This window comes from Pseudomonas huaxiensis (assembly GCF_003231275.1).
Taxonomy (GTDB): Bacteria; Pseudomonadota; Gammaproteobacteria; order Pseudomonadales; family Pseudomonadaceae; genus Aquipseudomonas; species Aquipseudomonas huaxiensis.
This window is the reverse complement of record NZ_QKVL01000027.1, coordinates 73293-95339: the sequence shown is the minus strand read 5'-3', so window position 1 is coordinate 95339 and position 22047 is coordinate 73293. Positions and strand designations below refer to the sequence as shown.

23 protein-coding genes and 1 pseudogene are annotated in these 22047 nt (G+C 61.9%); 7 read left to right on the top strand and 17 right to left on the bottom strand.

Annotated elements, in window-relative coordinates; all coding sequences use genetic code 11:
• A pseudogene (locus DM374_RS23330) lies at positions 1–836 on the top strand (PAAR domain-containing protein); the annotation flags it as partial.
• Positions 817–1389 (top strand): hypothetical protein, encoded by a 573-nt coding sequence (locus tag DM374_RS23325; RefSeq protein ID WP_157969739.1) that lies wholly within the window; start codon positions 817–819, stop codon positions 1387–1389. The pseudogene DM374_RS23330 and the gene DM374_RS23325, both read left to right, overlap by 20 nt.
• 110 nt (positions 1390–1499) lie before the next feature.
• Here the strand turns inward: DM374_RS23325 and DM374_RS23320 are convergent, their stop codons facing one another.
• From DM374_RS23320 to DM374_RS23300, 5 genes are all read right to left on the bottom strand, one after another.
• Entirely contained in the window at positions 1500–1925 is a 426-nt protein-coding gene (locus DM374_RS23320; protein WP_157969738.1) for a hypothetical protein, read from the bottom strand.
• 87 nt (positions 1926–2012) lie between these two features.
• Entirely contained in the window at positions 2013–2357 is a 345-nt protein-coding gene (locus DM374_RS23315; protein WP_110971993.1) for a hypothetical protein, read from the bottom strand.
• Between the two features lie 133 nt (positions 2358–2490).
• On the bottom strand, positions 2491–3729 hold the full coding sequence (locus DM374_RS23310; RefSeq protein WP_110971992.1) for an FYVE zinc finger domain-containing protein: 1239 nt from the start codon (positions 3727–3729) through the stop codon (positions 2491–2493).
• 34 nt (positions 3730–3763) lie between these two features.
• Positions 3764–4654 carry a hypothetical protein gene (locus DM374_RS23305; protein WP_110971991.1) on the bottom strand — a complete coding sequence of 297 codons (891 nt, stop codon included), beginning with the start codon at positions 4652–4654 and terminating at the stop codon, positions 3764–3766.
• A gap of 134 nt (positions 4655–4788) precedes the next feature.
• Positions 4789–5166, bottom strand: a complete 378-nt coding sequence (locus tag DM374_RS23300; RefSeq protein ID WP_110971990.1) for a helix-turn-helix domain-containing protein — start codon at positions 5164–5166, stop codon at positions 4789–4791.
• A 79-nt stretch (positions 5167–5245) separates the two neighbouring features.
• On the opposite strand from DM374_RS23300, the gene DM374_RS23295 reads away from it, so the two are divergent.
• The 4 genes from DM374_RS23295 (at position 5246) to recR (ending at position 8994) form a co-directional block, all read left to right on the top strand.
• Positions 5246–5728 carry a DUF2938 domain-containing protein gene (locus tag DM374_RS23295; RefSeq protein ID WP_110971989.1) on the top strand — a complete coding sequence of 161 codons (483 nt, stop codon included), beginning with the start codon at positions 5246–5248 and terminating at the stop codon, positions 5726–5728.
• 103 nt (positions 5729–5831) lie between these two features.
• The gene (gene dnaX / locus DM374_RS23290) at positions 5832–7907 is read left to right on the top strand and encodes a DNA polymerase III subunit gamma/tau (protein ID WP_110971988.1); all 2076 of its coding nucleotides are present in this window, start codon (positions 5832–5834) and stop codon (positions 7905–7907) included.
• Between the two features lie 64 nt (positions 7908–7971).
• Complete coding sequence (locus DM374_RS23285) at positions 7972–8298, top strand: YbaB/EbfC family nucleoid-associated protein (protein WP_028945400.1); 327 nt, start codon at positions 7972–7974, stop codon at positions 8296–8298.
• A gap of 93 nt (positions 8299–8391) precedes the next feature.
• Positions 8392–8994, top strand: a complete 603-nt coding sequence (recR, locus tag DM374_RS23280) for a recombination mediator RecR (RefSeq protein WP_110971987.1) — start codon at positions 8392–8394, stop codon at positions 8992–8994.
• Positions 8995–9062: 68 nt separating this feature from the next.
• Here recR and DM374_RS23275 read toward each other — a convergent pair whose 3' ends face one another.
• The gene (locus tag DM374_RS23275) at positions 9063–9611 is read right to left on the bottom strand and encodes an adenine phosphoribosyltransferase (protein ID WP_095157051.1); all 549 of its coding nucleotides are present in this window, start codon (positions 9609–9611) and stop codon (positions 9063–9065) included.
• A gap of 56 nt (positions 9612–9667) precedes the next feature.
• The gene (fnrA, locus tag DM374_RS23270; protein WP_095157052.1) at positions 9668–10402 is read right to left on the bottom strand and encodes a Crp/Fnr family transcriptional regulator FnrA; all 735 of its coding nucleotides are present in this window, start codon (positions 10400–10402) and stop codon (positions 9668–9670) included.
• A gap of 154 nt (positions 10403–10556) precedes the next feature.
• Here fnrA and DM374_RS23265 point away from each other — a divergent pair, with 154 nt between their 5' ends.
• On the top strand, positions 10557–11015 hold the full coding sequence (locus DM374_RS23265) for a hypothetical protein (protein WP_110971986.1): 459 nt from the start codon (positions 10557–10559) through the stop codon (positions 11013–11015).
• A gap of 14 nt (positions 11016–11029) precedes the next feature.
• On the opposite strand, the gene hemN is transcribed toward DM374_RS23265, so the two are convergent.
• The 10 genes from hemN to ccoN form a co-directional block, all read right to left on the bottom strand.
• Positions 11030–12412 (bottom strand): oxygen-independent coproporphyrinogen III oxidase, encoded by a 1383-nt coding sequence (gene hemN / locus DM374_RS23260; protein WP_110971985.1) that lies wholly within the window; start codon positions 12410–12412, stop codon positions 11030–11032.
• A gap of 82 nt (positions 12413–12494) precedes the next feature.
• Entirely contained in the window at positions 12495–13178 is a 684-nt protein-coding gene (locus DM374_RS23255; RefSeq protein ID WP_110971984.1) for a sulfite exporter TauE/SafE family protein, read from the bottom strand.
• On the bottom strand, positions 13171–13398 hold the full coding sequence (gene ccoS / locus DM374_RS23250) for a cbb3-type cytochrome oxidase assembly protein CcoS (protein WP_110971983.1): 228 nt from the start codon (positions 13396–13398) through the stop codon (positions 13171–13173). The genes DM374_RS23255 and ccoS overlap by 8 nt, the downstream gene beginning before the upstream one ends.
• A 12-nt stretch (positions 13399–13410) precedes the next feature.
• A complete protein-coding gene (locus tag DM374_RS23245; protein WP_110971982.1) occupies positions 13411–15864 on the bottom strand; it encodes a heavy metal translocating P-type ATPase in 2454 nt (817 codons plus the stop codon).
• A gap of 119 nt (positions 15865–15983) precedes the next feature.
• Positions 15984–16520, bottom strand: coding sequence for a FixH family protein (locus tag DM374_RS23240; protein WP_110971981.1), 537 nt, complete (start codon positions 16518–16520; stop codon positions 15984–15986).
• Positions 16521–16532: 12 nt separating this feature from the next.
• Entirely contained in the window at positions 16533–17951 is a 1419-nt protein-coding gene (gene ccoG / locus DM374_RS23235) for a cytochrome c oxidase accessory protein CcoG (RefSeq protein ID WP_110971980.1), read from the bottom strand.
• Positions 17952–18319: 368 nt separating this feature from the next.
• Positions 18320–19300: a cytochrome-c oxidase, cbb3-type subunit III gene (ccoP, locus tag DM374_RS23230; RefSeq protein ID WP_095157060.1), complete on the bottom strand. Its 981-nt coding sequence runs from the start codon at positions 19298–19300 to the stop codon at positions 18320–18322.
• The gene (locus DM374_RS23225; protein ID WP_095157061.1) at positions 19297–19500 is read right to left on the bottom strand and encodes a cbb3-type cytochrome oxidase subunit 3; all 204 of its coding nucleotides are present in this window, start codon (positions 19498–19500) and stop codon (positions 19297–19299) included. Before DM374_RS23225 ends, ccoP begins: the two co-directional genes overlap by 4 nt.
• A 5-nt stretch (positions 19501–19505) precedes the next feature.
• Positions 19506–20114, bottom strand: a complete 609-nt coding sequence (gene ccoO, locus DM374_RS23220) for a cytochrome-c oxidase, cbb3-type subunit II (RefSeq protein ID WP_095157062.1) — start codon at positions 20112–20114, stop codon at positions 19506–19508.
• Positions 20114–21556, bottom strand: coding sequence for a cytochrome-c oxidase, cbb3-type subunit I (ccoN, locus tag DM374_RS23215; protein ID WP_110971979.1), 1443 nt, complete (start codon positions 21554–21556; stop codon positions 20114–20116). The genes ccoO and ccoN overlap by 1 nt, the downstream gene beginning before the upstream one ends.
• Between the last annotated feature and the right edge of the window lie 491 nt (positions 21557–22047).

The following is a 22047-nucleotide window of genomic DNA, read 5'->3' as shown; positions in this document are numbered from 1 at the left end:
CAGCGTCTGGCAAACCACTGACGCCCGAACTGATCGCCGTCGCCGGTAGCCAGCACGACAATGGCTCGGGCAACAAGATGATGTTCATTGGTCAGGCCGTACGCGAACTGGCCCAGTTCAAGCACTTCAATCCTGGTTTGACCCGGACGCTGGTGGTGTTCACGCCTGCGTATAGCGAAGACATGCTCATTGAGGCACGCGGCTCCGCTGATGTTTACGGTGCGGACATCGTCGAAATCACAACGACTCAGGAGTTCATCGACTATCTGAACCTCGGAAAGGAGAGGCGGCAGTCGCCGATCGAGCAACTGTCGATCTTCAGCCATGGCGTGCCTCAGCAAATTGCCTTTGGCTACCAACTACCGGGGCACTTCCAGATGTCGCTGGATGTGCTGGATTACCAAGACATCTCGCCGGAAGCCTTCTCCAAAACGGCCCGGCTCGACAGCTATGCCTGCCGCACGGGCATGGGCAATCTTTCGGACTATCCAATCGAAGACGTCCTCCAGGTTTCTCCACAGATCAATGAAAGTCTGGCTCAGCTACTGGCTAACCATCTTCGGATCAAAGTTGGCGCTTTCATTCGTCGGTCGAACTATAAAGATACATGGGGGTCGTTCAATGATCGTCGGATGGGTGATCTTTGTGAAATAAGCAATGATGCCGCACCTCAGCAAGAGTGGTGTGGTAGCTGGAAGATACTGAAAGATGAGCGCCGCAATAATCACGACAGGCTCGACTTTACCTATCAAACATTCGGTGCGATTAATCCTGTTATATCAGGCGATACCCCGCTGGGGGTGCCGGAAGGGTATTTTGAATTTCTCCCAAAATAAAAGCTTGTGGATTACAGTCATAGTTTTCTCTCCTCTGCTGATGTTTGGGGGAAGCTATTGGTACAAGGTGGTGACCAGCGTATATAACACCGATTTTGGAAATGGCATGGTGATCTACGGCGATGATTACGTGAAAAGCGGTCGTTGGGTGTTTGACTGCAAGAATTCCCGCGTGATCAATCGCGAGCGCGAGCACTTGCCTATACCACTGGCGGAGCTAAGTGAGTTAGAAGAAATCACTATCGGGAGATCTCATCGCGATGCCGCCTCCGTAAAGGAGGTGGTCAACGTAATTACCACTAGGCCTGAGTGGTACAAGGATCTGAAGTACCTCTATTCTGGGCTTGGCGAAAACAGCAATATCGAATTTCACAAGTTTTTCTTATTGGTGGAGCATGCAGGGCTAAGGTGGGCCTTGGAGGTTTACCAGTTCCTTGGTTCGCGTGGAAAATCTCGTTTCGTTATAGTTGGCGAACGCTACGATCCTGAAACTTTCGTGGATTACACCAAGGCATTCGAAGCAGCCGTGAAGAGTTGTCCTGCCCCACAGTAAATTTCTGATCCGTTGCCATTCGGTGGCGACTGCCAGCGGATTGGCCGAGTCCGGCGTACCCAAAGATGCCCACACGCACAGCCGCCATGACAGGCTTGTGGGCTCCGGTCTTACTTGTCCAGGTCAGCAAGAATGGCGTCGTACAGAGCCTTCCCTCTTTCCTTATAGCCAGGATCCTCGTAGCGCTTTTGCATCAGTCTCACCAGCTTTTCCATCGCTGGTTTCTGTTCCGCGCTGGGTTGCTGGCCGGCCATGATGCGTTCCCGGGCGTCCATGATCTGGGTGAATTCGGTGTCGGTGAAGTTTTCCTCGCTGTAGAGCGCAAGGATGTCCTGGCGCCCTTGCTCCAGGTTGCGGTGCTTCTTGATGGTCTCGCGGACTTTGCTCTCCGGGATGTTCTCGCGAAGCGCTGCAAAGCTTTTCACGGATTGTTCGGTCTGCTCGTTATAGGTCTTTTGAAAATCGAACCGCGATTCGACCAGTTTTTCCCGTTCTGTTTTACAACCCGCCAGGGCAGCGGCCAAGGTCAGGGCCATGCCCAACTTGCACAGCGATTTCATCGATTACGGCTTCCTATCGATCGATTGAAGGGTGGGGCGGGATTGTACAGGTCTATGTCCGGCCTACTCCTCGACCTTTTCAATACTGCCGCCACATGCGACGAACTTGTCGTCATAACCACTGCGGCAGTAGTTGGCCACCTTTGTTACGGGCGGCGGTGGCGGGCAGGCATTGGGTATGTCGAGGCTGTTGAAGTGTTCACACTGCTGGGTATTTCTCATCTGGAAGTCGTGGAGCCCGTCGAAGTTGTCCTGCTGGGCTTTGATCCTGGCCTCGCAAGCATTCACTTCGGCATCCAGCGTGTGCAGACAGTGCAAGCCTTCCGGCGTCTGTGGGTCGATGTAACGGTAGTGGGTGCAGGCACTCAGCAGTATCGGCAGCAGGAGGGCAGCAAAACGGACAGGCATGGGGCGGGATTCCTCCAGCGTTGGGCATGCCGTTTCGACGTTGTTTACAGGCTGCGGTTCACCGCGACTGCAGCGGGAGGAAGAAACGGCACGCCCGTCCGGCAACGGACTGCCGTTCTGTCCAGAGATGCAGTCAGCCGCTCGCGCAGGACTTGCACACTCGTAGCTTCCCGGTCTCGGCGGGTTTTCCCGGCCGGATCGCCGGCATTACCACTGCTTTCGTCTCTTTGCTGCAGTTGTCGCAGAAAATATCGCCGCACTCCCGGCAGTGATGTTTGCGGGTGAAGGTACCGAACTTGGTATTGCAGGCGTGGCAGCGTTTCACGCTGTCGTCTGCTTTCCACACGCTGGACCGACTTTGCAATTGGCGAAACACGTCCTGCCCGCCGGGCACTGCCGCAGCCTCGTAGAAGGTGCCGATGCCTGCATGGACGGAGGTCGCGCCGGTCATCACCTCGTGGTAGGTGTGGGTCGAGCTCTGGCTGGTCGGCATGAAATGAAAGAAGGCGACGATGCAGAACGCCAGCGCGGCAAGGCTGTCGTTGTCATTGATGCCAACTTGCTGGGCGACGAAGATCATGTCCATCGCCGAGCCGGATTTGCCGGCCCAGATGGAGTTGTTCAGGCGGCGCTGGTTGACGACCCACGGGTTGTCTTCGACAAGGCTGTATTTTTCCCCCACGGGGCGCATGCCGGCGGTACTGCGCCGATCCGGCGTGGGGAATCTGTTGGCCCGACCGAAGTCGTGGATGGCGGCGACCTTTTTATACAGCCGTGTCAGTGGCAATTCGCCGGCGAGGCTGGCGACAATGTTCTGGCTCCAGTCCACACTCGCGCCCGGGCCATAGAACGAAGGATCCTCGGGGCTTGTGGCGCGCGAGGTGCCAATAGCCTGCTGGATGTTCTCGATCACGGTGTCCAGTACATAGCGTTCGAACATCTTGATATTGGCCAGAACATCGAGCGCCAGGCGTTCTTCCTTCTGCCGGTTGTCCGCCGCTGCAACATGCCCGCGCAATGCGATGATCAGGGTGTCGACCGAGGTGAAGACCTTTTCCTGTGTGCTTTGCAAGGCCAGATCAGGAACCGCGCCGTACAGGCTTTGAGCCGGTGCGAACGGACTGCTGCTGGACACGGAAAAGAACTGGCCGGGGAAGTTCCGGTTGCCGCCCGTGGGGGCTGCTACCCAGTCGTTGAACGTCGACTGGAGCAGCAGCGATTCGTTGGCGGCGAGTCTTGGCACAACCTGGGTGTTCCAGAACGTGTCCTTGAGCTGCCTGGCGCCGGGTGGACTGATCTTTCTGTCCCGCACCATCTGATCCACGCCTTCATCGGTGCAGTCATAAACAAGGGTGTTGTTGACCGTTAACATGGCTCGTCCTGAGATAAGGAATTTCAGTTCCGGATCAACTACTGGCCGGCAAACAGGCGGCAATCAACGATCCGTCGACCTGCTTGGTGTAGAGGTAGTTGCAGTACGCCTGGGCCACCGGGATATCCACGCCGCCCGGAGGCGAGTCGTTGCTGGGGGCTGCGCGCCCGGCGGCGGCCTGAGCCTTGGCCAGGGTGGTGGGTACGCCGTTCGAAGAGGGCTGGTCGAGTGCGGCCAGGTTGCTGCCGAAGTTCAGCAGGTAGCCGGCCACGGCCGCGCCGGTGCGGTTCACGCCCGAGTCGCAGTGGACATAGATGATGGCGTTGCTGATGCCCGTCGGTGCCCCCGGTTTGGCGGGCAGGTTGGCGGTCTGGTTGTTCAGGGCGTTCCAGATCGCCGGTACCAGGGCGCTGTAGTCGAAACCTTCGTTGCTGGTTCCCGGGCCGATGGAGTTGGCCGGCGAGGGATTCCAAGTGGCGCCGACGGTTTCCAGCAGTGGGCTGCCCAGCGCCTGGATCGGCCAGTACATCATCGTCGTGCCAGCGGCAACGCCGCTGTTGGTGGCGGCGACATAGACCGGATAGGGGCCCGAATCGCCTTTTGGGGTGGGGATGTTGTCGGCGAACCAGGCGATCTCGGATTCGACGATCTTGCGGTCCTTGTCGCTACCGAAGCCGATCAGGCAGATGTCGATGACCATGGGGTTGGTGCTGAGGGTGATGCCGGTGCTGGCGAAGTTGACGTCGTCCTGGATGGCGGAGACCAGGTCGGCGATGACGAAGGAGTCGCCGTCTTCCTTCGTGGCGCCAAAGGCGGAACTGCCGCGTACCAGGATGTTGTTGAAGTAGCTGTTGTAGTCCACCACCCGGACCGAACCGGGAATGAACTTGCCGTGTCCATGAATCTTTTTCTGATCGGTCGTCATGACAGCAGCCCTCTTGTTGAGGTCAGGGGAGGGGATCCGGTGGCCGGTTGGCATGCTTCGGGGCCATCCGAATAATGGCACATTGGCATGTATCCGCAATGACAATGTCCAGCGTCCCTGTCACCCGTGTCGGATCAGCGCTTCAGCAGCGAAACCATCATAAGTCGACGGAACGTTGGGCAGGCTAGGTGATCCTGTTCCGGGCACGCCGCCGCATGCCGCAGTCCCTTGCTCATCGCCTGCAAGCGCTTGACCTGCGCATCGATCTCGTCCGCCTTGGCCGCCAGTTTCTCGCGATCCACCTGCAGATTGACCAGCATCGCTCCCACTTCATCCAGGGAAAAACCCGCCGCTTGCCCCAGCGCGATCAAGGCCAGCCGATCTCCTACGTCCGCCGCGAACTGCCGGCGCTGTCCCGGTTTGGCCAGCGATTCGAGCAAGCCCTTCTTCTGGTAGTAACGCAGCGTCGAGGCCGGTACTCCGGTGCGTTTGGCGACGTCGGCAATGTCCATCGGCAATGTCCTTGACTTGAAGTTGACTTCAACTTCTATGCTGCGCGGCATGTTTCGTCAACGTGCCGAGGAATCTTCCATGTCCATCCTTGTTTCCACTCTGCTGATCGGTATCGGCGCCACGCTGGTCATGGACCTGTGGGCGCTATTGCTCAAGCGCCTGGGTGTCACCACGCTCAATTTCGCCATGGTCGGGCGCTGGGCGGGGCATCTGTTTCGCGGTCGTTTTCACCATGCGGCGATTGCCCGGGCTGAGCCCGTGGCAAACGAATTGATATGGGGCTGGATCATCCATTACGCGGTGGGTGTGCTGTTCGCCGCGTTGTTGGTGGCGGTGATGGGAGAGGGCTGGTTGCGGGCGCCGACGATGCTGCCCGCGCTGTTGTTCGGCATTGTTTCGGTGATTGCGCCGTTCTGTGTCATGCAGCCGGCGATGGGCGCAGGGTTCTTTGCCTCGCGGACGCCGACGCCGGGGAAAAACCGTCTGCGTAGCCTGATGACCCACGGTGTATTCGGTCTGGGGCTGTATCTGGCGGCGTTGTTGCTGACGTGCAGCCCTTGATGCCGCGATTTCCGGGCCCGAGACGGAATGGCAGGATGCAATTTTGCCCCCGCTCCGCTAGCATTAGCGATCTTCCCGCTCGTTCAGGCTGCGATGGTTTTTCATGAGTTATCAGGTTCTTGCACGTAAATGGCGTCCGCGCTCGTTCCGCGAAATGGTCGGCCAGACCCATGTGCTGAAGGCCCTGATCAACGCGCTGGACAATCAGCGCCTGCACCACGCCTACCTGTTCACCGGTACCCGCGGTGTCGGCAAGACCACCATCGCGCGGATCATCGCCAAATGCGTCAACTGTGAAACCGGCATTACCTCGACCCCCTGCGGCACCTGCTCGGTGTGCAGGGAGATCGACGAGGGCCGGTTCGTCGACCTGATCGAGATCGACGCCGCGAGCCGGACCAAGGTCGAGGACACCCGCGAACTGCTGGACAACGTGCAGTACGCGCCGAGCCGCGGGCGCTTCAAGGTCTACCTGATCGACGAAGTGCACATGCTTTCCAGCCACTCCTTCAACGCCTTGCTCAAGACGCTTGAAGAGCCGCCGCCCTACGTCAAGTTCATCCTTGCTACCACGGACCCGCAGAAGCTTCCTGCGACCATCCTGTCGCGTTGCCTGCAGTTTTCCCTGAAGAACATGACCCCCGAGCGCGTGGTTGAGCACCTGAGCCATGTACTGGGTGTCGAGAACGTGCCGTTCGAGGACGATGCGCTCTGGCTGCTGGGCCGCGCCGCCGATGGCTCGATGCGCGACGCGATGAGCCTTACCGACCAGGCCATCGCCTTTGGCGAAGGCAAGGTGCTGGCTGCCGACGTGCGGGCGATGCTCGGCACGTTGGACCACGGTCAGGTTTACGGCGTGCTTCAGGCGTTGCTGGAAGGCGATGCCCGTGCCTTGCTCGAAGCAGTACGGCACCTTGCCGAGCAGGGGCCGGACTGGAATGGCGTGTTGTCGGAAATGCTCAATGTGTTGCACCGCGTGGCCATCGCTCAGGCGCTGCCCGAGGCGGTGGACAACGGCCAGGGCGATCGCGAGCGGGTGCTGGACCTGGCTCAGGCGCTGCCGGCCGAGGATGTGCAGTTCTATTACCAGATGGGCTTGATCGGTCGCCGCGACTTGCCGTTGGCGCCGGATCCGCGTGGTGGTTTCGAGATGGTGTTGCTGCGCATGCTGGCGTTCCGCCCAGCGGACAGCGGCGATGCCCCGGGCACGACGCTAAAGCCAGTGGGAATCAGCCAGGCCACAACTGATTCCCCAGCCCCGGTGGCTCCGGTTGCGATCGCCGCTCCAGCCCCCGAGCCTGTTCCAGCTCCAGCTCCAGCTCCAGCTCCAGCTCCAGCTCCAGCTCCAGCTCCAGCTCCAGCTCCAGCCGTCGAGCCGGAGCCTGCACCTGAGTCGGTTGCCGAGGTTCAGCCCGAGCCGGTGGCGGAGAAAATCGATCTTCCGTGGGACGAGCCGAGCCCGGCGCCGGCAGTTGAAGCCGCTTCCGAACCCGAGCCCGAGCCTGAAGCGCAGCCCGAGCCGGTCCCTGTTCCCGAACCCGCACCGGTCGCTACGCCAGCACCAGCGGCCGAGCGGCACGATGAGCCGCCGCCGGCCGACCACAGCTACAGCCCGGCCGGCATGGACCGCGATGACGAGCCGCCGCTGGATGATGATTACTATGGCGGCGAGGTCGATCCGGCGAGCTACAGCTACCTGGACGAACTCGCCAGCGAACATGCTGCTGAGCCGGCTGCCGAGCCTGAGCCCGAACCGGCGGCACAGCCAGCGACCGGCCTGGCTCTGCAATGGTTGGAAATGTTCCCGAGCCTGCCGATCTCCGGCATGACCGGTAACATCGCCGCCAACTGCACGCTGATGGCTGTGGATGGCGATCACTGGCTGCTGCACCTGGATCCGGGACACAGCGCGCTGTTCAACGCTACCCAGCAACGCCGCCTGAATGACGCGCTGAACCAGCACCTGGGTCGCAACCTGACGCTGACCATCGAGCTGATTCGGCCCGAGCAGGAAACGCCGGCCCAGGCCGCGTCCCGCAAGCGCGCCGATCGACAGCGCGAGGCGGAGGAATCGATCGAGAATGATCCGTTCATCCAGCAGATGATCCAGAAGTTCGGTGCCACCGTGCGCCACGATACTATTGAACCTGTCGATGCCCTGGCCAGCCAGGGCGAATAACCGGATACCCAGCGCCGCGCCTGGTGCGCGGTGTGCCAAGTAACTTGATACCGAGGTGATTCCCATGATGAAAGGTGGCATGGCCGGCCTGATGAAGCAGGCACAGCAGATGCAGGAAAAAATGGCCAAGATGCAGGAAGAGCTGGCCAACGCCGAAGTGACCGGTCAGTCCGGCGCCGGTCTGGTCAGCGTGGTCATGACCGGTCGTCATGACGTCAAGCGCATCAGCCTGGACGACAGCCTGATGCAGGAAGACAAGGAAGTGCTGGAAGACCTGATCGCCGCCGCTGTCAACGACGCCGTGCGCAAGGTCGAGCAGAACAGCCAGGAAAAAATGGGTGGCATGACTGCGGGCATGCAGTTGCCGCCCGGCTTCAAGATGCCTTTCTAAGACGCATCTGTTTCACCCGGTGGGAGCACGGCCGCGAGGCCGTCGCTCCCATCGTCGTTTCTCCCCATTCGATGAGTTGCCAGGCCTTTTACCATGAGCTTCAGTCCCCTGATTCGCCAGTTGATCGATGCCTTGCGCACCTTGCCGGGCGTGGGTCAGAAAACCGCCCAGCGCATGGCCTTGCAGTTACTTGAACGTGACCGCAGCGGCGGCGTTCGCCTGGCCCAGGCCCTGAGCCAGGCCATGGAAGGGGTCGGCCACTGCCGGCAGTGCCGCACCCTCACCGAGCAGGAGCTTTGCCCGCAATGTGCGGACCCACGGCGCGACGACACGCTGTTGTGTGTGGTGGAAGGGCCGATGGATGTGTATGCGGTGGAGCAAACCGGTTATCGCGGTCGCTACTTCGTGCTCAAGGGGCATTTGTCGCCGCTGGACGGACTCGGGCCGGAGGCAATCGGGATTCCGCAGTTGATGGCGCGGATCGAGGAGCAGGGCACCTTCACAGAAGTGATCCTGGCGACCAACCCCACCGTTGAAGGCGAGGCGACCGCGCATTACATCGCGCAGTTGCTGGCGGACAAAGGTCTGGTGGGGTCGCGGATCGCCCATGGCGTGCCGCTGGGTGGGGAGTTGGAGCTGGTGGATGGCGGGACGCTGGCGCATTCGTTTGCGGGGCGCAAGCCGATGTCGCTCTGAGTTTGACGCGGGCCCGTAGGAGCGGATAAATCCGCTCCTACGGGGCAGCGGCCTGCGTTACCGCGGGATCAGTATTCGCTCAGCGAAAACTCGGTCAGGCAGAAGGTCGAAATCCCGGCGTCCTGCAGTTTCTGCGAACCGCCCAGCTCTGGCAGGTCGATGATCGCCGCCGCTTCAAATACCGCCGCGCCCATGCGGCGAACCAGATTGGCGGCAGCCAGCAAGGTACCGCCGGTGGCGATCAGGTCATCGAAGATCAGCACCGCGTCGCCCTCACACAGGCTGTCGGCATGCACTTCCAGGAAGGCTTCGCCGTACTCGGTCTGGTAACCCTCGGAAATCACGTCTGCCGGCAGCTTGCCCTGTTTGCGGAACAGGATCAGCGGCTTGTTCAACTGGTGGGCGATGATCGAGCCGATCAGGAAACCGCGGGCATCCATGGCGCCGATATGGCTGAACTCGGCCTCGACGTAGCGCTCGATGAACTGGTCGGCGACATGGCGCAAGCCTCGCGGCGACTGGAACAGCGGGGTGATGTCACGGAAGATCACGCCGGGCTTGGGGAAGTCCGTAACCGGGCGGATCAGGGATTTGAGGTCAAAGCTTTCGCTGGGCATGGAGCGGGTATCCTGAAAGGCAAAACGCCCGCCAGTATACCCGTTTGCCGAGGATTTCAGGCTTCCAGTGCGCCACCGGCCAGCGCGCAAAGCTGGATCGGGTCGAGAATGCGCACTTCCTTGCCTTCGGCTTCGATCAGGCCGTTCTGCTGGAAGCGGGTAAACACGCGGGACACGGTTTCCACCGCCAGGCCCAGGTAATTGCCGATTTCGTTGCGCGACATGCTCAGGCGGAACTGGTTGGCCGAGTAGCCACGGGCGCGGAACCGCGCGGAGAGGTTGACCAGGAAGGTGGCGATCCGCTCGTCGGCGGTCTTTTTCGACAACAGCAGCATCATTTGCTGGTCGTCGCGGATTTCCCGGCTCATCACCCGCATCAATTGCCGACGCAGTTGCGGCAATTGCACCGACAACTCGTCCAGCCGTTCGAAGGGTATTTCGCATACCGACGTGGTCTCTTGCGCCTGGGCCGAGACCGGGTAGGTTTCGGTGTCCATGCCCGACAATCCCACCAGTTCGCTGGGCAGGTGGAAGCCTGTGATCTGTTCTTCGCCGCCATCGCTCAGGCTGAAGGTTTTCAGGGCGCCGGAGCGCACCGCGTAAACCGAACCGAAGTTGTCACCCTGCCGGAACAGAAACTCGCCTTTTTTCAGCGGGCGCCCACGTTTGACGATTTCATCCAGCGAATCCATGTCTTCCATGTTCAGTGACAGAGGCAGACACAGAGGCGCCAGGCTGCAATCCTTGCAATGGGCCTGGTTGTGAGGGCGCAGTTTAACAGGCTCAGACATTTCATCATTCCTTGTGGGAAAGCACACATAGAACACAAGGGTAACTCAGCCGGGACGGTTGAGGCCAGCGTGCTCTTTTTTGGTGCGCTTCCCGCTCAAGTTCGCGGGTTTCAAGCCGATAACAATTGCATCACGTCTCTCAGGCAAAACCAGCATGTTGACCGTCGATCTTCAGGCCACTCGCCAGGCCTCTGTTTCCGGGCATTCCGAGCCCGTTCAGGCGAAGCGCGGAGAAGAAGGTGAGGGCACCACAGCACCGGGTGAAGGGGTGAAGGTCAGCCTTTCTCTCAAGGGGCTGGAGGTGTCCGGCCAGCGTCAAGATGACGCGGATATCGACGAAAGCGGCTTGCCGGAGTCGGTTCGCCAATTGTTGAAGATGATTCGCAAGTTGCAGCGGGAACTGGCCGAAGCCCAGCGTCAGTTGCAGTCTCTGATGCGGGATCGTTCCCTCGATCCGGTGGAAATGCAGAAAAAGACGGCGGCCCTGGAAGCCCGGGTCAGCGCATTGTCTGCCTCGTTGAACACCGCCAACTTCGGTCTGGTCCGGGCCATGGGGCAGTTGGCGTTGACGCCGGACCAGGTCGGCAAGGCAATCAAGTTGCTTAATGCCTGAGCCGCGCCAGCGGCTCAGATCACTCGCGAAAAACGCTGGCGGTTGTTCAGGTCCAGGTACGCGTCGAACACCATGCACACCGAGCGCACCAGCAAGCGACCGGCCGGCAACACGCTGATGCCGTCGTTGCGCAGCTCGATCAGGCCGTCCTTGGCCATGCCTTCCAGTGCCGGCCACAAATCGTTGAAGTAGCCCCGGAAGTCGATGGTGAACGCCTGTTCAATGCGCTCGAAATCCAGTTCGAAATGGCAGATCAGGTCCTGGATCACGGCCCGGCGCACGCGATCGTCCTGGGTGCAGATCAGTCCGCGGCTGGTGCCCAGTTGTGCGGCGTCCAGGGCGTTCTGGTATTCGTTGAGGTCACTGCTGTTCTGGCAGTAGAGGTCGCCGATCTGGCTGATGGCCGACACCCCGAGGCCGATCAGGTCGCAATGACCGTGGGTGGTGTAGCCCTGGAAGTTGCGCTGCAGGGTCGACTCTTCCTGGGCGATGGCCAGTTCGTCGTCAGGCAGGGCGAAGTGGTCCATGCCGATGTAGCGATAGCCGGCGCGGGTCAGTTGCTCGATGGTGTTGTGCAGCATTTCCAGCTTCGCCGCCGGTGCCGGCAGGTCGCTGCTGTCGATGCGCCGTTGCGGCATGAAGCGTTCGGGCAGGTGCGCGTAGTTGAAGACCGACAGCCGGTCCGGCTGCAGCTTGATCACTTCTTCGACGGTGCGAGCGAAGCCTTCCGGGGTCTGCTTGGGCAGGCCGTAGATCAGGTCGAGGTTGATCGAGCGGAATTGCAGGGTGCGCGCCGCTTCGATAATGGTGCGGGTCTGTTCCAGGCTTTGCAGGCGGTTGATCGCCCGTTGGACGACCGGGTCGAGGTCCTGCACGCCGAGGCTGACGCGGTTGAAGCCCAGTTCTCGCAGCAGGCCCATGGTCGACCAGTCTGCCTCGCGGGGATCGATCTCGATGCCGTAGTCGCCCGAATCATCATCCAGCAAGTTGAAGTGCTTGCGCAGTTGCGCCATCAACTGGCGCAGTTCGACGTGGCTGAGGAAGGTTGGCGTGCCACCGCCCAGGTGCAGTTGTTCGACGGTCTGGCCGGGATCGAGGTGGCAGGCGATCAGCTGGATTTCCTGTTCCAGCCGCTGCAGGTAAGGCTGTGCGCGGGCGCGGTCCTTGGTGATGACCTTGTTGCAGGCGCAGTAGTAGCAAATGTTGGCGCAGAACGGCACATGGACGTAGAGAGACAGCGGACGCGCCGCTCGGCGGCTGTCACGCAGGGCGTGCAGGAGGTCGAAGGAGCCGATTTCGCTGTGCAGTTGCACTGCGGTCGGATAGGAGGTGTAGCGCGGGCCGGCCAGATCGTAACGGCGAATCAGGTCAGAGTCCCATTGGAGGGCGTCGTGCATGGTGGCAGTCCCAGGAATTGCGGCAGTGTCCGGAGTCTAGGGAGCCACACGTACATCAGTGTTGATTTGTATCAAATCCGCTTCAGTGACCCATCAGCCAGTGCTGGTGCGGGCCGGGCAGGGTCCACAGGCCAAACAGGATCACCAGCAGGCCCCCGGCCACCCGCACGCCACGGCGCCGCAACAGGGCGTTGCTGCGCTCGGCGGCAAGGCCCGTGGCGAGCAATACCGGCCAGGTGCCGATACCGAAGGCCAGCATCAACAGGGCGCTGTTCACCGCGCTGCCCTGGCTGGCGGCCCAGAGCAGGGTGCTGTAGACCAGGCCGCACGGCAGCCATCCCCACAGCGCGCCCAGCAGCAAAGCGCGCGGCACGCTGGACACCGGCAGCAGGCGCGTCGCCACTGGCTGGATATGCCGCCACAGGCCGCGGCCCAGGCTTTCGATGCGGGTCAGGCCGCTCCACCAGCCGGCCAGGTACAGGCCCATGCTGATAAGCAGCAGCGCCGCGATCACGCGCATGGCCGTCGCCAAGGGGCTTCCGGCCAGCGCCCAGCCGGCGAGACCCAGCAGCAGCCCGGCGCTGGCGTAGCTGAGTACGCGGCCCAGGTTGTAGGCCAGCAACAGTTGCAGGCGACGGCCGCGTTGTTCCGGCGGGATCGCGAGGGTGAGGGCGCCCATCAGGCCGCCGCACATCCCCAGGCAGTGGCCGCCGCCAAGCAGGCCGAGGATCAGTGCCGAACTCAGCAGGGGTAGCAGGTCAGGCACGGGGCGTGGGCTCTTTCGGCTCGTCGGGAGTGGGGTTCTGTTGTTCTTGCTGCGCTTGCACCGCGGCCTGGTGCTTGGGGTCCTGGTCGTCGAACAGGATGCTGTGGGCCGGGCCGTCGAGGTCTTCGTACTGGCCGCTGTCCACTGCCCAGAAGAAGATGTACAGGGCGATGCCGACGAGCACCAGAGCGGCAGGAATCATCACGTAGAGGGCGGGCATGGGATCTCCTGGTCAGGCCGTCGCGGGGTGGGTGGCGCTGGCCGGACGGTTTGAAGCCGGTGCGCCGCGCAGCCGGGTCAGGCGCAGGGCATTGAGGACCACGATCAGCGAACTGACCGACATGCCGACCGCAGCCCATATCGGCGTGATCCAGCCCAGGGCGGCGAACGGCAGCATGAGGCCATTATACAGACCGGCCCAGAGCAGGTTTTCGATGATGATCCGCCGCGTGCGCCGCGCGAGGCTGAAAGCCTGCTCCAGGGTATCCAGGCGATTGGACAGCAGCACCGCGTCGGCGCTGGTCTTGGCCAGATCGGTGGCCGAGCCCATGGCGATGCTGATGTCGGCGGCGGCCAGGACCGGCACGTCGTTGACCCCGTCACCGAGCATCAGCACCTTGCGGCCTTCGGCCTGCAGGGCTTTCAACTGTTGCAGCTTGTCGTCCGGGCGCAGGCCGCCGATGGCCTGGTCGATGCGCAGTTCGGCGGCGACGCTGGCCACCATCGGCGAACTGTCACCGGACAGCAGCAGGGTTTTCCAGCCACGGGCGCGGCAGGCGTCCAGCAGGTCGGCGGCGTCGGCGCGCAGGCGATCGTCGAGAACGAACCAGGCCAGCGGACCCTGGGTATCACCCAGCAACAGCCATTGTCCGGGTTCGTCCGGCATCGCGGGCACTGCCGCGCCGCTCAACTCGCAGACGAAAGCCGGCTGGCCGATACGCAGCAGGCGCTCCTCGACTCGGCCTTCCAGGCCCAGGCCGGGGTTGCTCTGAACCGCGTCCGCCACCGCCACGGTGCGGCCGAAGGCGCGGGCGATAGGGTGCTCGGAGCGGTTTTCCAGGGCGGCGGCAAGGCGCAGGCAGTGATCGGCGTCCAGCGTGCCCAACGGACGGATGGAGCGCAGGGTCAGGCGGCCTTCGGTGAGGGTGCCAGTCTTGTCGAAGATCACCGTGTCGATCTGGTTCAGGCCTTCCAGCACATGGCCGCGGGTCAGCAACAGGCCGAGGCTGTGCAGAGTGCCGGTGGCGGCGGTGAGGGCGGTCGGGGTGGCGAGGGAGAGGGCGCACGGGCAGGTGGCCACCAGCATCGCCAGAACGATCCAGAAGGCCCGTGACGGATCGATCTGCCACCACAACACGCCGATGGCAGCGGCGGCGATCAGGCTGAACAGCAGAAACCATTGCGAGGCGCGGTCGGCAATTTCCGCCAGTCGCGGTTTTTCCGACTGGGCCCGCTCCAGCAGGCGCACGATCGCCGAGAGCCGGGTGTCGTGGCCGAGAGCCATAACTTGCACGGTCAGCGCGCTTTCCACGTTGAGGGTGCCAGCGGTGACGGCATCGCCGCGCTGGCGCGGATGGGGCAGGTATTCGCCGGTCAGCAGCGATTCATCGACGCTCGACTGGCCCTCGACAATCCGTCCGTCCGCCGGCAGTACCGCGCCTGGCTGGACCAGAATGCGGTCGCCGATCTGCAGTTCGCGCAGGAGGATTCGCTCGCTGTTGCCAGTGTCGTCCAGGCGCAGGCACGAGGCCGGCAGCAGGTTGACCAGTTGCGCGGTGGCGGCGGCGGTGCGCTCGCGGGCGCGGCGTTCCAGGTAGCGCCCGGCCAACAGGAACAGGGCAAACATGCCCACCGCGTCGAAGTACAGCTCGCCGCTGCCGGTAATCGCGGTCCAGATGCCGGCGCCGTAGGCCAGGCCGATGGCCAGCGAGACCGACACGTCCATGGTCAGGTGGCGGGTTCGAAGGTCGCGGGCAGCACCGCGGAAGAATGGCGCGCAACTGTAGAAGACGATGGGAGTGGTCAGAAACATCGCCACCCAGCGCAGGATGATGTGCAGTTCCGGGCTGAGGTCGATGTTGAATTCCGGCCAGGTGGCCATGGTCGCCATCATCGCCTGGAACCACAGCAGCCCGGCGACGCCGAGTTGGCGCAGGGCGGTGCGGTTTTCGCTGGCCAGTTGCTCGGCGGCGCGGTCGGGCTGGTACGGATGGGCGGCGTAGCCGATGTGGCGCAACTCGGCGAGCAGTTTCGACAGCGGCAACTGGCTGTCGGCCCAGCTCACCAGCAGACGGTGATTGGACAGGTTCAGGCGGGCCTCGGCCACGCCCGGAACGCCGCGCAGGTGTTTTTCGATCAACCAGCCGCAGGCTGCGCAACTGATGCCTTCGATCAGCAGGGTGGTTTCCGCCAACTCGCCTTCATGTCGGACGAAGGGTTGCTGGACGTCGGCGCGGTCGTACAGGGCCAGTTCGTCTACCAATTGGCGCGGCAGGGCGTCGGGGTTGGCGCTGGCTTCGCTGCGGTGCTGGTAGTAGCTCTCCAGTTTGCCGGCGACGATGGCCTCGGCCACTGCCTGGCAGCCGGGGCAGCAGAATTCCCGCGATTCGCCGAGGACCACGGCGGTGAAGCGGCTCCCGGCCGGGACGGGCAGGGCACAGTGGTAGCAAGGCGTGGGGGTGGTCATGGCTGTCTTATCGCAGTTTTTCGGTGGCGGCTTCATCGCTGGCAAGCCAGCTCCCACAAGGTCCGGTACACGCCGATCCTGTGGGGGCTGGCTTGCCAGCGATGCGGTCTGACGGTCACTTACTTATCGAGGTGCTCAGCCCCCTTGAGCGCCTCGTCACCCAGCATCAGGGTCACGTCGTGGGCAACATCTTCCTCTTCGAACAGCCGCCAGGTCTTGCCTTCCTGGGTTCCCAGCAGTTCGACGAAGCGACGACCTTCGACCCGATCATCCAGTTGGCCCAGATACCGGCCCGGCTCGCTGCTCAGGGTCAGGGCAATCTTGCGGTCCTTCTCCGGTTGAGTCGGCGAGATCAGGTTGAGTTCCAGGGTCTGCGGCTGGCTGTCACCGCTCAGGCGCAGCTCGACTTCGCCGGTGACTTCGTCCAGGTGCACGCTGGCCTTGAGATTGAGGGTCTGCGCCAGCAGTTCGCGGTCCAGCGAGCGGTTGATGCCCTTGCCGGCCTCGTAGTAGTTGTCGTTGACCAGGTTGTCCGGATTGTTCACGGCAATGGTGACCATGGTCAGGCTCAGGGTCACCGAAGTGGTCAGGATGCCGATGATGATCCAGGGCCAGAGGTGCTTGTACCAGGGGCTGTGAGCGCTTACTGCAGGCATTGAAAGACTCTCTTAGCGGATTTGCGGGCCGATGAACCGGCTCTTGGCTTCAACCTCGGTGCCGCTGTCGTCAGCGTCCTTGAGAATGAAGGTGACGTCGTTGGTGGTCGACGGCAGTTGTTCCGGCGCCACCGACAGTTGTACCGGCAGGCTGACGATATCGCCGGCTGCCACGCGGATCTCCCGTGCACCTTCCAGGCGCAGTCCTGGCAGGCCCTCGGCTTCCAGCACGTAGACGTGGTCGTGCTGGTCCTTGTTCATCACTTTCAGGCTGTAGACGTTCTCGATCCGGCCCTGGGCGTTTTCGCGGTAGAGCACCCGGTCCTTGCTGACGTCGAAGCCTACCAGCGAACGCATGAAGAAGGCGCTGGCGAGCGCGCCGATCATCACCAGCAGGACCACGAAGTAGCCGATCAGTCGCGGCCGCAGCATGTGGGTCTTCTGCCCGGACAGGTTGTGTTCGGTGGTGTAGCTGATCAGGCCGCGCGGGTAGTTCATCTTGTCCATGATGTTGTCGCAGGCGTCGATGCAGGCGGCGCAGCCGATGCACTCGATCTGCAGGCCGTCGCGGATGTCGATGCCGGTCGGGCAGACCTGGACGCACATGGTGCAGTCGATGCAGTCGCCAAGGCCCTTGGCTTTGTAATCGACGTCTTTTTTACGCGGGCCACGGGTTTCGCCGCGGCGCGGGTCGTAGGAAACGATCAGGGTGTCCTTGTCGAACATCACGCTCTGGAAGCGGGCGTACGGGCACATGTAAATACACACCTGTTCGCGCAGCCAGCCGGCGTTGCCATAGGTGGCGAGGGTGAAGAAGCCAACCCAGAAATAGGCCCAGCCGTCCGCTTCACCGGTGAAGAAGTCCACCATCAGTTCGCGGATCGGTGCGAAATAGCCGACGAAGGTGATGCCGGTAACGAAGCCGATCAGCAGCCAGAGGGTGTGCTTGGCGGTCTTGCGGGCAGCCTTGTTGGCGCTCATCGGCGCCTTGTCCAGTTTCATGCGCTGGTTGCGGTCGCCTTCGGTGACCTTTTCGCACCACATGAAGATCCAGGTCCAGACGCTCTGCGGGCAGGTGTAGCCGCACCAGACGCGTCCGGCGAATACGGTGATGAAGAACAGGCCGAAGGCGGCGACGATAAGGATGCCGGAGAGGAGGATGAAGTCCTGCGGCCAGATGGTGGCGCCGAAGATGTAGAACTTGCGCTCCGGCAGGTTCCACCAGACGGCCTGGTGACCGCCCCAGTTCAGCCAGACGGTGCCGAAATAGAGGAGAAAGAGGAGTGCGCCGCCTGCCATTCGCAGGTTGCGGAAAATACCGGTGAAGGCTCGGGTGTAGATTTTTTCCCGCGCGGCGTAGAGGTCCACGCTCTCGTTTTTCTTCTTGTTGGCAGGCGGGGTGATGTCTTGTACAGGAATCTGCTTGCTCATCGTTTACAGTCCCACGGCAGTGGAAAGATGCCGCGGTCAGTGCATGCCGACCGCAGTCAGAAGTGTTTCTGCTCTGGCCCGCATGATACGCCTGTGCTGGCATTCTGGGGTGCGGGTGCGACACTGGGTCGCGTTGGGTAATGATCGACAATGGTGTATTGGCGGTGTCAATTGATCCAGGTCATGTCAGGGGGTGAAATTAGGGTCCTATCGCTGGCAAGCCAGCTCCCACAGGTACTGCGTGCACCGCCAGATCCTGTGGGAGCTGGCTTGCCAGCGAGGAGGCCCTGAAAAACACCTCTGCATCCCCACCAAGAAAAAAGGCCCCACCAGTCTCCACTGACGGGGCCTCTTTTTATCCGCGGAGCTTACTGAGCCTCAGCCGGTTTCTGGTCTTTCTGCGACAGGCTCCAGACATAGGCCGCCAGCAGGTGGACCTTGTCGTTGCCCTGGATTTCCTGCTGCGCCGGCATCTGGCCCTGACGGCCGTAGCGGATGGTCTGCTGCAGTTGGGCGAAGCTCGAACCGTAGATGAACGCCTGTGGGTGAGTCAGGTTCGGCGCGCCCATCGCTGGAGTACCTTTGCCTTCCGGACCGTGGCAGGCCACGCAGTTGGCGGCGAAGATCTTCTGGCCGTTGGCGGCATCAGCCTTGGTGCCTTCCGGCAGGGTGCGGCCATCGAGGTTGGTCAGCACGAATGCCGCAACGTCGGCCACGCCTTGCTCGCCGATCACTTCAGACCACGCCGGCATCACGCCATGGCGGCCAGCCATGATGGTCTGCTTGATGGTTTGCGGCTCGCCGCCCCAGCGCCAGTCGCTGTCGGTGAGGTTGGGGAAGCCGTAGGAACCCTTGGCGTCGGAACCGTGGCAGACCGAGCAGTTGGAGGCGAAAAGGCGCCCGCCCATTTTCAGGGCTTGCGGATCTTTCGCTACTTCTTCGATGGGCATGGCTGCGAATTTGGCGAAGATCGGCCCGAACTTGGCGTCGGCCCGCTGCATCTCCTTCTCCCACTCGTGAACGCCTGTCCAGCCGGCCTGACCGTTGGCGAAGTCGGTCTTCTTGTCGGTGTCCAGGTACTGGTAGCCGGGCAGGATGCCTTTCCAGTTGCCCAGGCCCGGGTACAGCGCCAGGTAGCCGAGGGCGAAGATGATGGTGCCAACGAACAGCATGAACCACCATTTCGGCAGCGGGTTGTCGTATTCCTCGATGCCATCGAAGGAGTGGCCCACGGTTTCTTCGGTGGTTTCGCTACGCTGGCCCTTGCGGGTGGACAGCAGCAGCCAGGTCAGGGCAAAGATGGTGCCCAGACTCAGAACGGTGACGTACAGACTCCAGAAGGTAGTCATTCGTTGTTACTCCTAGACGCTTTCGCTTGCGCTTGCGCTTGTTCGACGTGCTCGCTGGCTTCGGGATCATCCGCGAAGGGCAGCAGGGTCGCTTCGTCGAACTCGGACTTGCGCCGAGAACTGAACACCCACAACGCCAGGCCCACGAAGGCCACCATCACCACGACGGTGCCCAGGCCACGAATCATCCCGATATCCATCGCAATCACCGTTTGCTTTTGATGATGGTGCCCAGGCCCTGCAGGTAGGCAACCAGGGCGTCCATTTCAGTCTTGCCCTTGACCGCGTCGCGAGCACCGGCGATGTCAGCGTCGGTGTACGGCGTGCCCAGGGTGCGCAGGACTTCCATCTTCTTGGCGGTGTCTTTGCCGTCGAGCTTGTTCTCTACCAGCCACGGGTAGGACGGCATTTTCGACTCGGGTACGACGTTGCGCGGGTTGTACAGGTGCGCGCGGTGCCAGTCATCGGAGTAACGACCACCCACCCGTGCCAGGTCCGGACCGGTACGCTTGGAACCCCACAGGAACGGGTGGTCCCACACGCTTTCACCGGCCACCGAGTAGTGGCCGTAGCGCTCGGTCTCGGCGCGGAACGGACGGATCATCTGCGAGTGGCAGCCTACGCAGCCTTCGCGGATGTACACGTCACGGCCTTCCAGTTCCAGTGCGGTGCGCGGCTTCATGCCTTCGACCGGCTTGTTGGTGACGTCCTGGAAGAACAGCGGGACGATCTGGGTCAGGCCGCCGATGCTCACGGCGATGACCATGAAGAAGGCCAGCAGGCCAATATTCTTCTCGACTACTTCGTGCTTCATCAGTGGGCTCCCACGACGACGATCTGAGCGGCGGCTTCAGCTTCGGCCGGTTTCGAGGCGCGAACGGTGCGCAGGACGTTCCAGGCCATCAGCAGCATGCCGGAGGCGAAGAATGCACCGCCCAGGGCGCGGACGATGTAGCCCGGATGGCTTGCTTGCAGGGCTTCGACGAAGGAGTAGGTGAGGGTGCCGTCATCGTTGATCGCACGCCACATCAGGCCTTGGGTGATGCCGTTGACCCACATCGAGGCGATGTAGAGCACGGTGCCGATGGTGGCGAGCCAGAAGTGCGCGTTGATCAGGCCGACGCTGTGCATCTGGGCACGGCCGTAGAGCTTGGGAATCATGTGGTAAATGGCACCGATGGAGATCATCGCTACCCAGCCCAGCGCGCCGGCGTGTACGTGGCCGATGGTCCAGTCGGTGTAGTGCGACAGCGAGTTGACGGTCTTGATCGCCATCATCGGGCCTTCGAAGGTCGACATGCCGTAGAACGCCAAAGACACCACGAGGAAACGCAGGATCGGGTCGGTACGCAGCTTATGCCAGGCGCCCGAGAGGGTCATCATGCCGTTGATCATGCCGCCCCAGCTTGGCGCCAGCAGGATGATCGACATCACCATGCCCAGCGACTGGGCCCAGTCGGGCAGTGCGGTGTAGTGCAGGTGGTGCGGGCCGGCCCAGATGTACAGGGTGATCAGCGCCCAGAAGTGCACGATGGACAGGCGATAGGAGTAGATCGGGCGCTCTGCCTGCTTCGGTACGAAGTAGTACATCATCCCGAGGAAGCCGGTGGTCAGGAAGAAGCCCACGGCGTTGTGGCCGTACCACCACTGGATCATCGCATCGGTCGCGCCGGCATAGGCCGAGTACGACTTGAAGAAGCTCACTGGCAACGAGATGTGGTTGACGATGTGCAGCATCGCGGTGACCAGGATGAAGGCACCGTAGAACCAGTTGCCGACATAGATGTGTTTGGTCTTGCGCTTGACCACGGTTCCGAAGAACACCACGGCGTAGGTCACCCAGACAATGGCCAGCAGGATGGCGAGCGGCCATTCCAGTTCGGCGTATTCCTTGGTGGTGGTGTAACCCATGGGCAGGGTGATCAGAGCGCCGACGATGACCGCTTGCCAACCCCAGAAGGTGAAGGCCGCGAGGCTGTCGGAGATCAGTCGCGTCTGGCAGGTACGCTGCACGACGTAATAGGAGGTGGCGAACAGTGCACAACCGCCGAAGGCGAAGATCACCAGGTTGGTGTGCAGGGGGCGCAGGCGTCCAAAGCTCGTCCACGGCAGGTCAAGGTTGAGTTGCGGCCAGACCAGTTGCGAGGCGATGAAGACACCGAGGGCCATGCCAAGGATCCCCCAGACCACCGTCATGATGGCGAACTGGCGGACGACCTTATAGTTATAAGCAGTCGGACTGATAGCTGTGCTCATTCTAAGGTTCCACGGTTTTATAGGTGTTTTTGTAGGTAGAAAAATCGGCGCAAGTATCTACAAGCAGTGTGGGTATTGCAACGCAAGGGAATCTGTTCCACACCCCGCCAGGGCCTGTTTTACGGCCCTTCCGACCCGTCTACCGCGCAAATTGTACACAATATTATCTTGTTTATGTGCACCATTTTTAGGGTGGATTGCACGCTTCTCAAGGCCTGGAAAACCCTGTGAGACGCCGCTTTTTCACCCCGTGAAAACGGAGCAAAGCCGGCAATCGCCAGCCTTTGCGCTGGCACGATGACATGTGATGAACCAAACAGAGGTGCATGCGCGACATCGCTTCCAGCCACATGTGGCAACAAGCTTAGTCCCGTTCAGAGGGGGTGCAAGGAGGGGGGGCGGAGGGGTGCGACACTTGGTCGCACATACAAACAGGAACGCCGCACCCGGTTCGGATGCGGCGTTTTCAGTCAATGCTCAGATGGACTGAA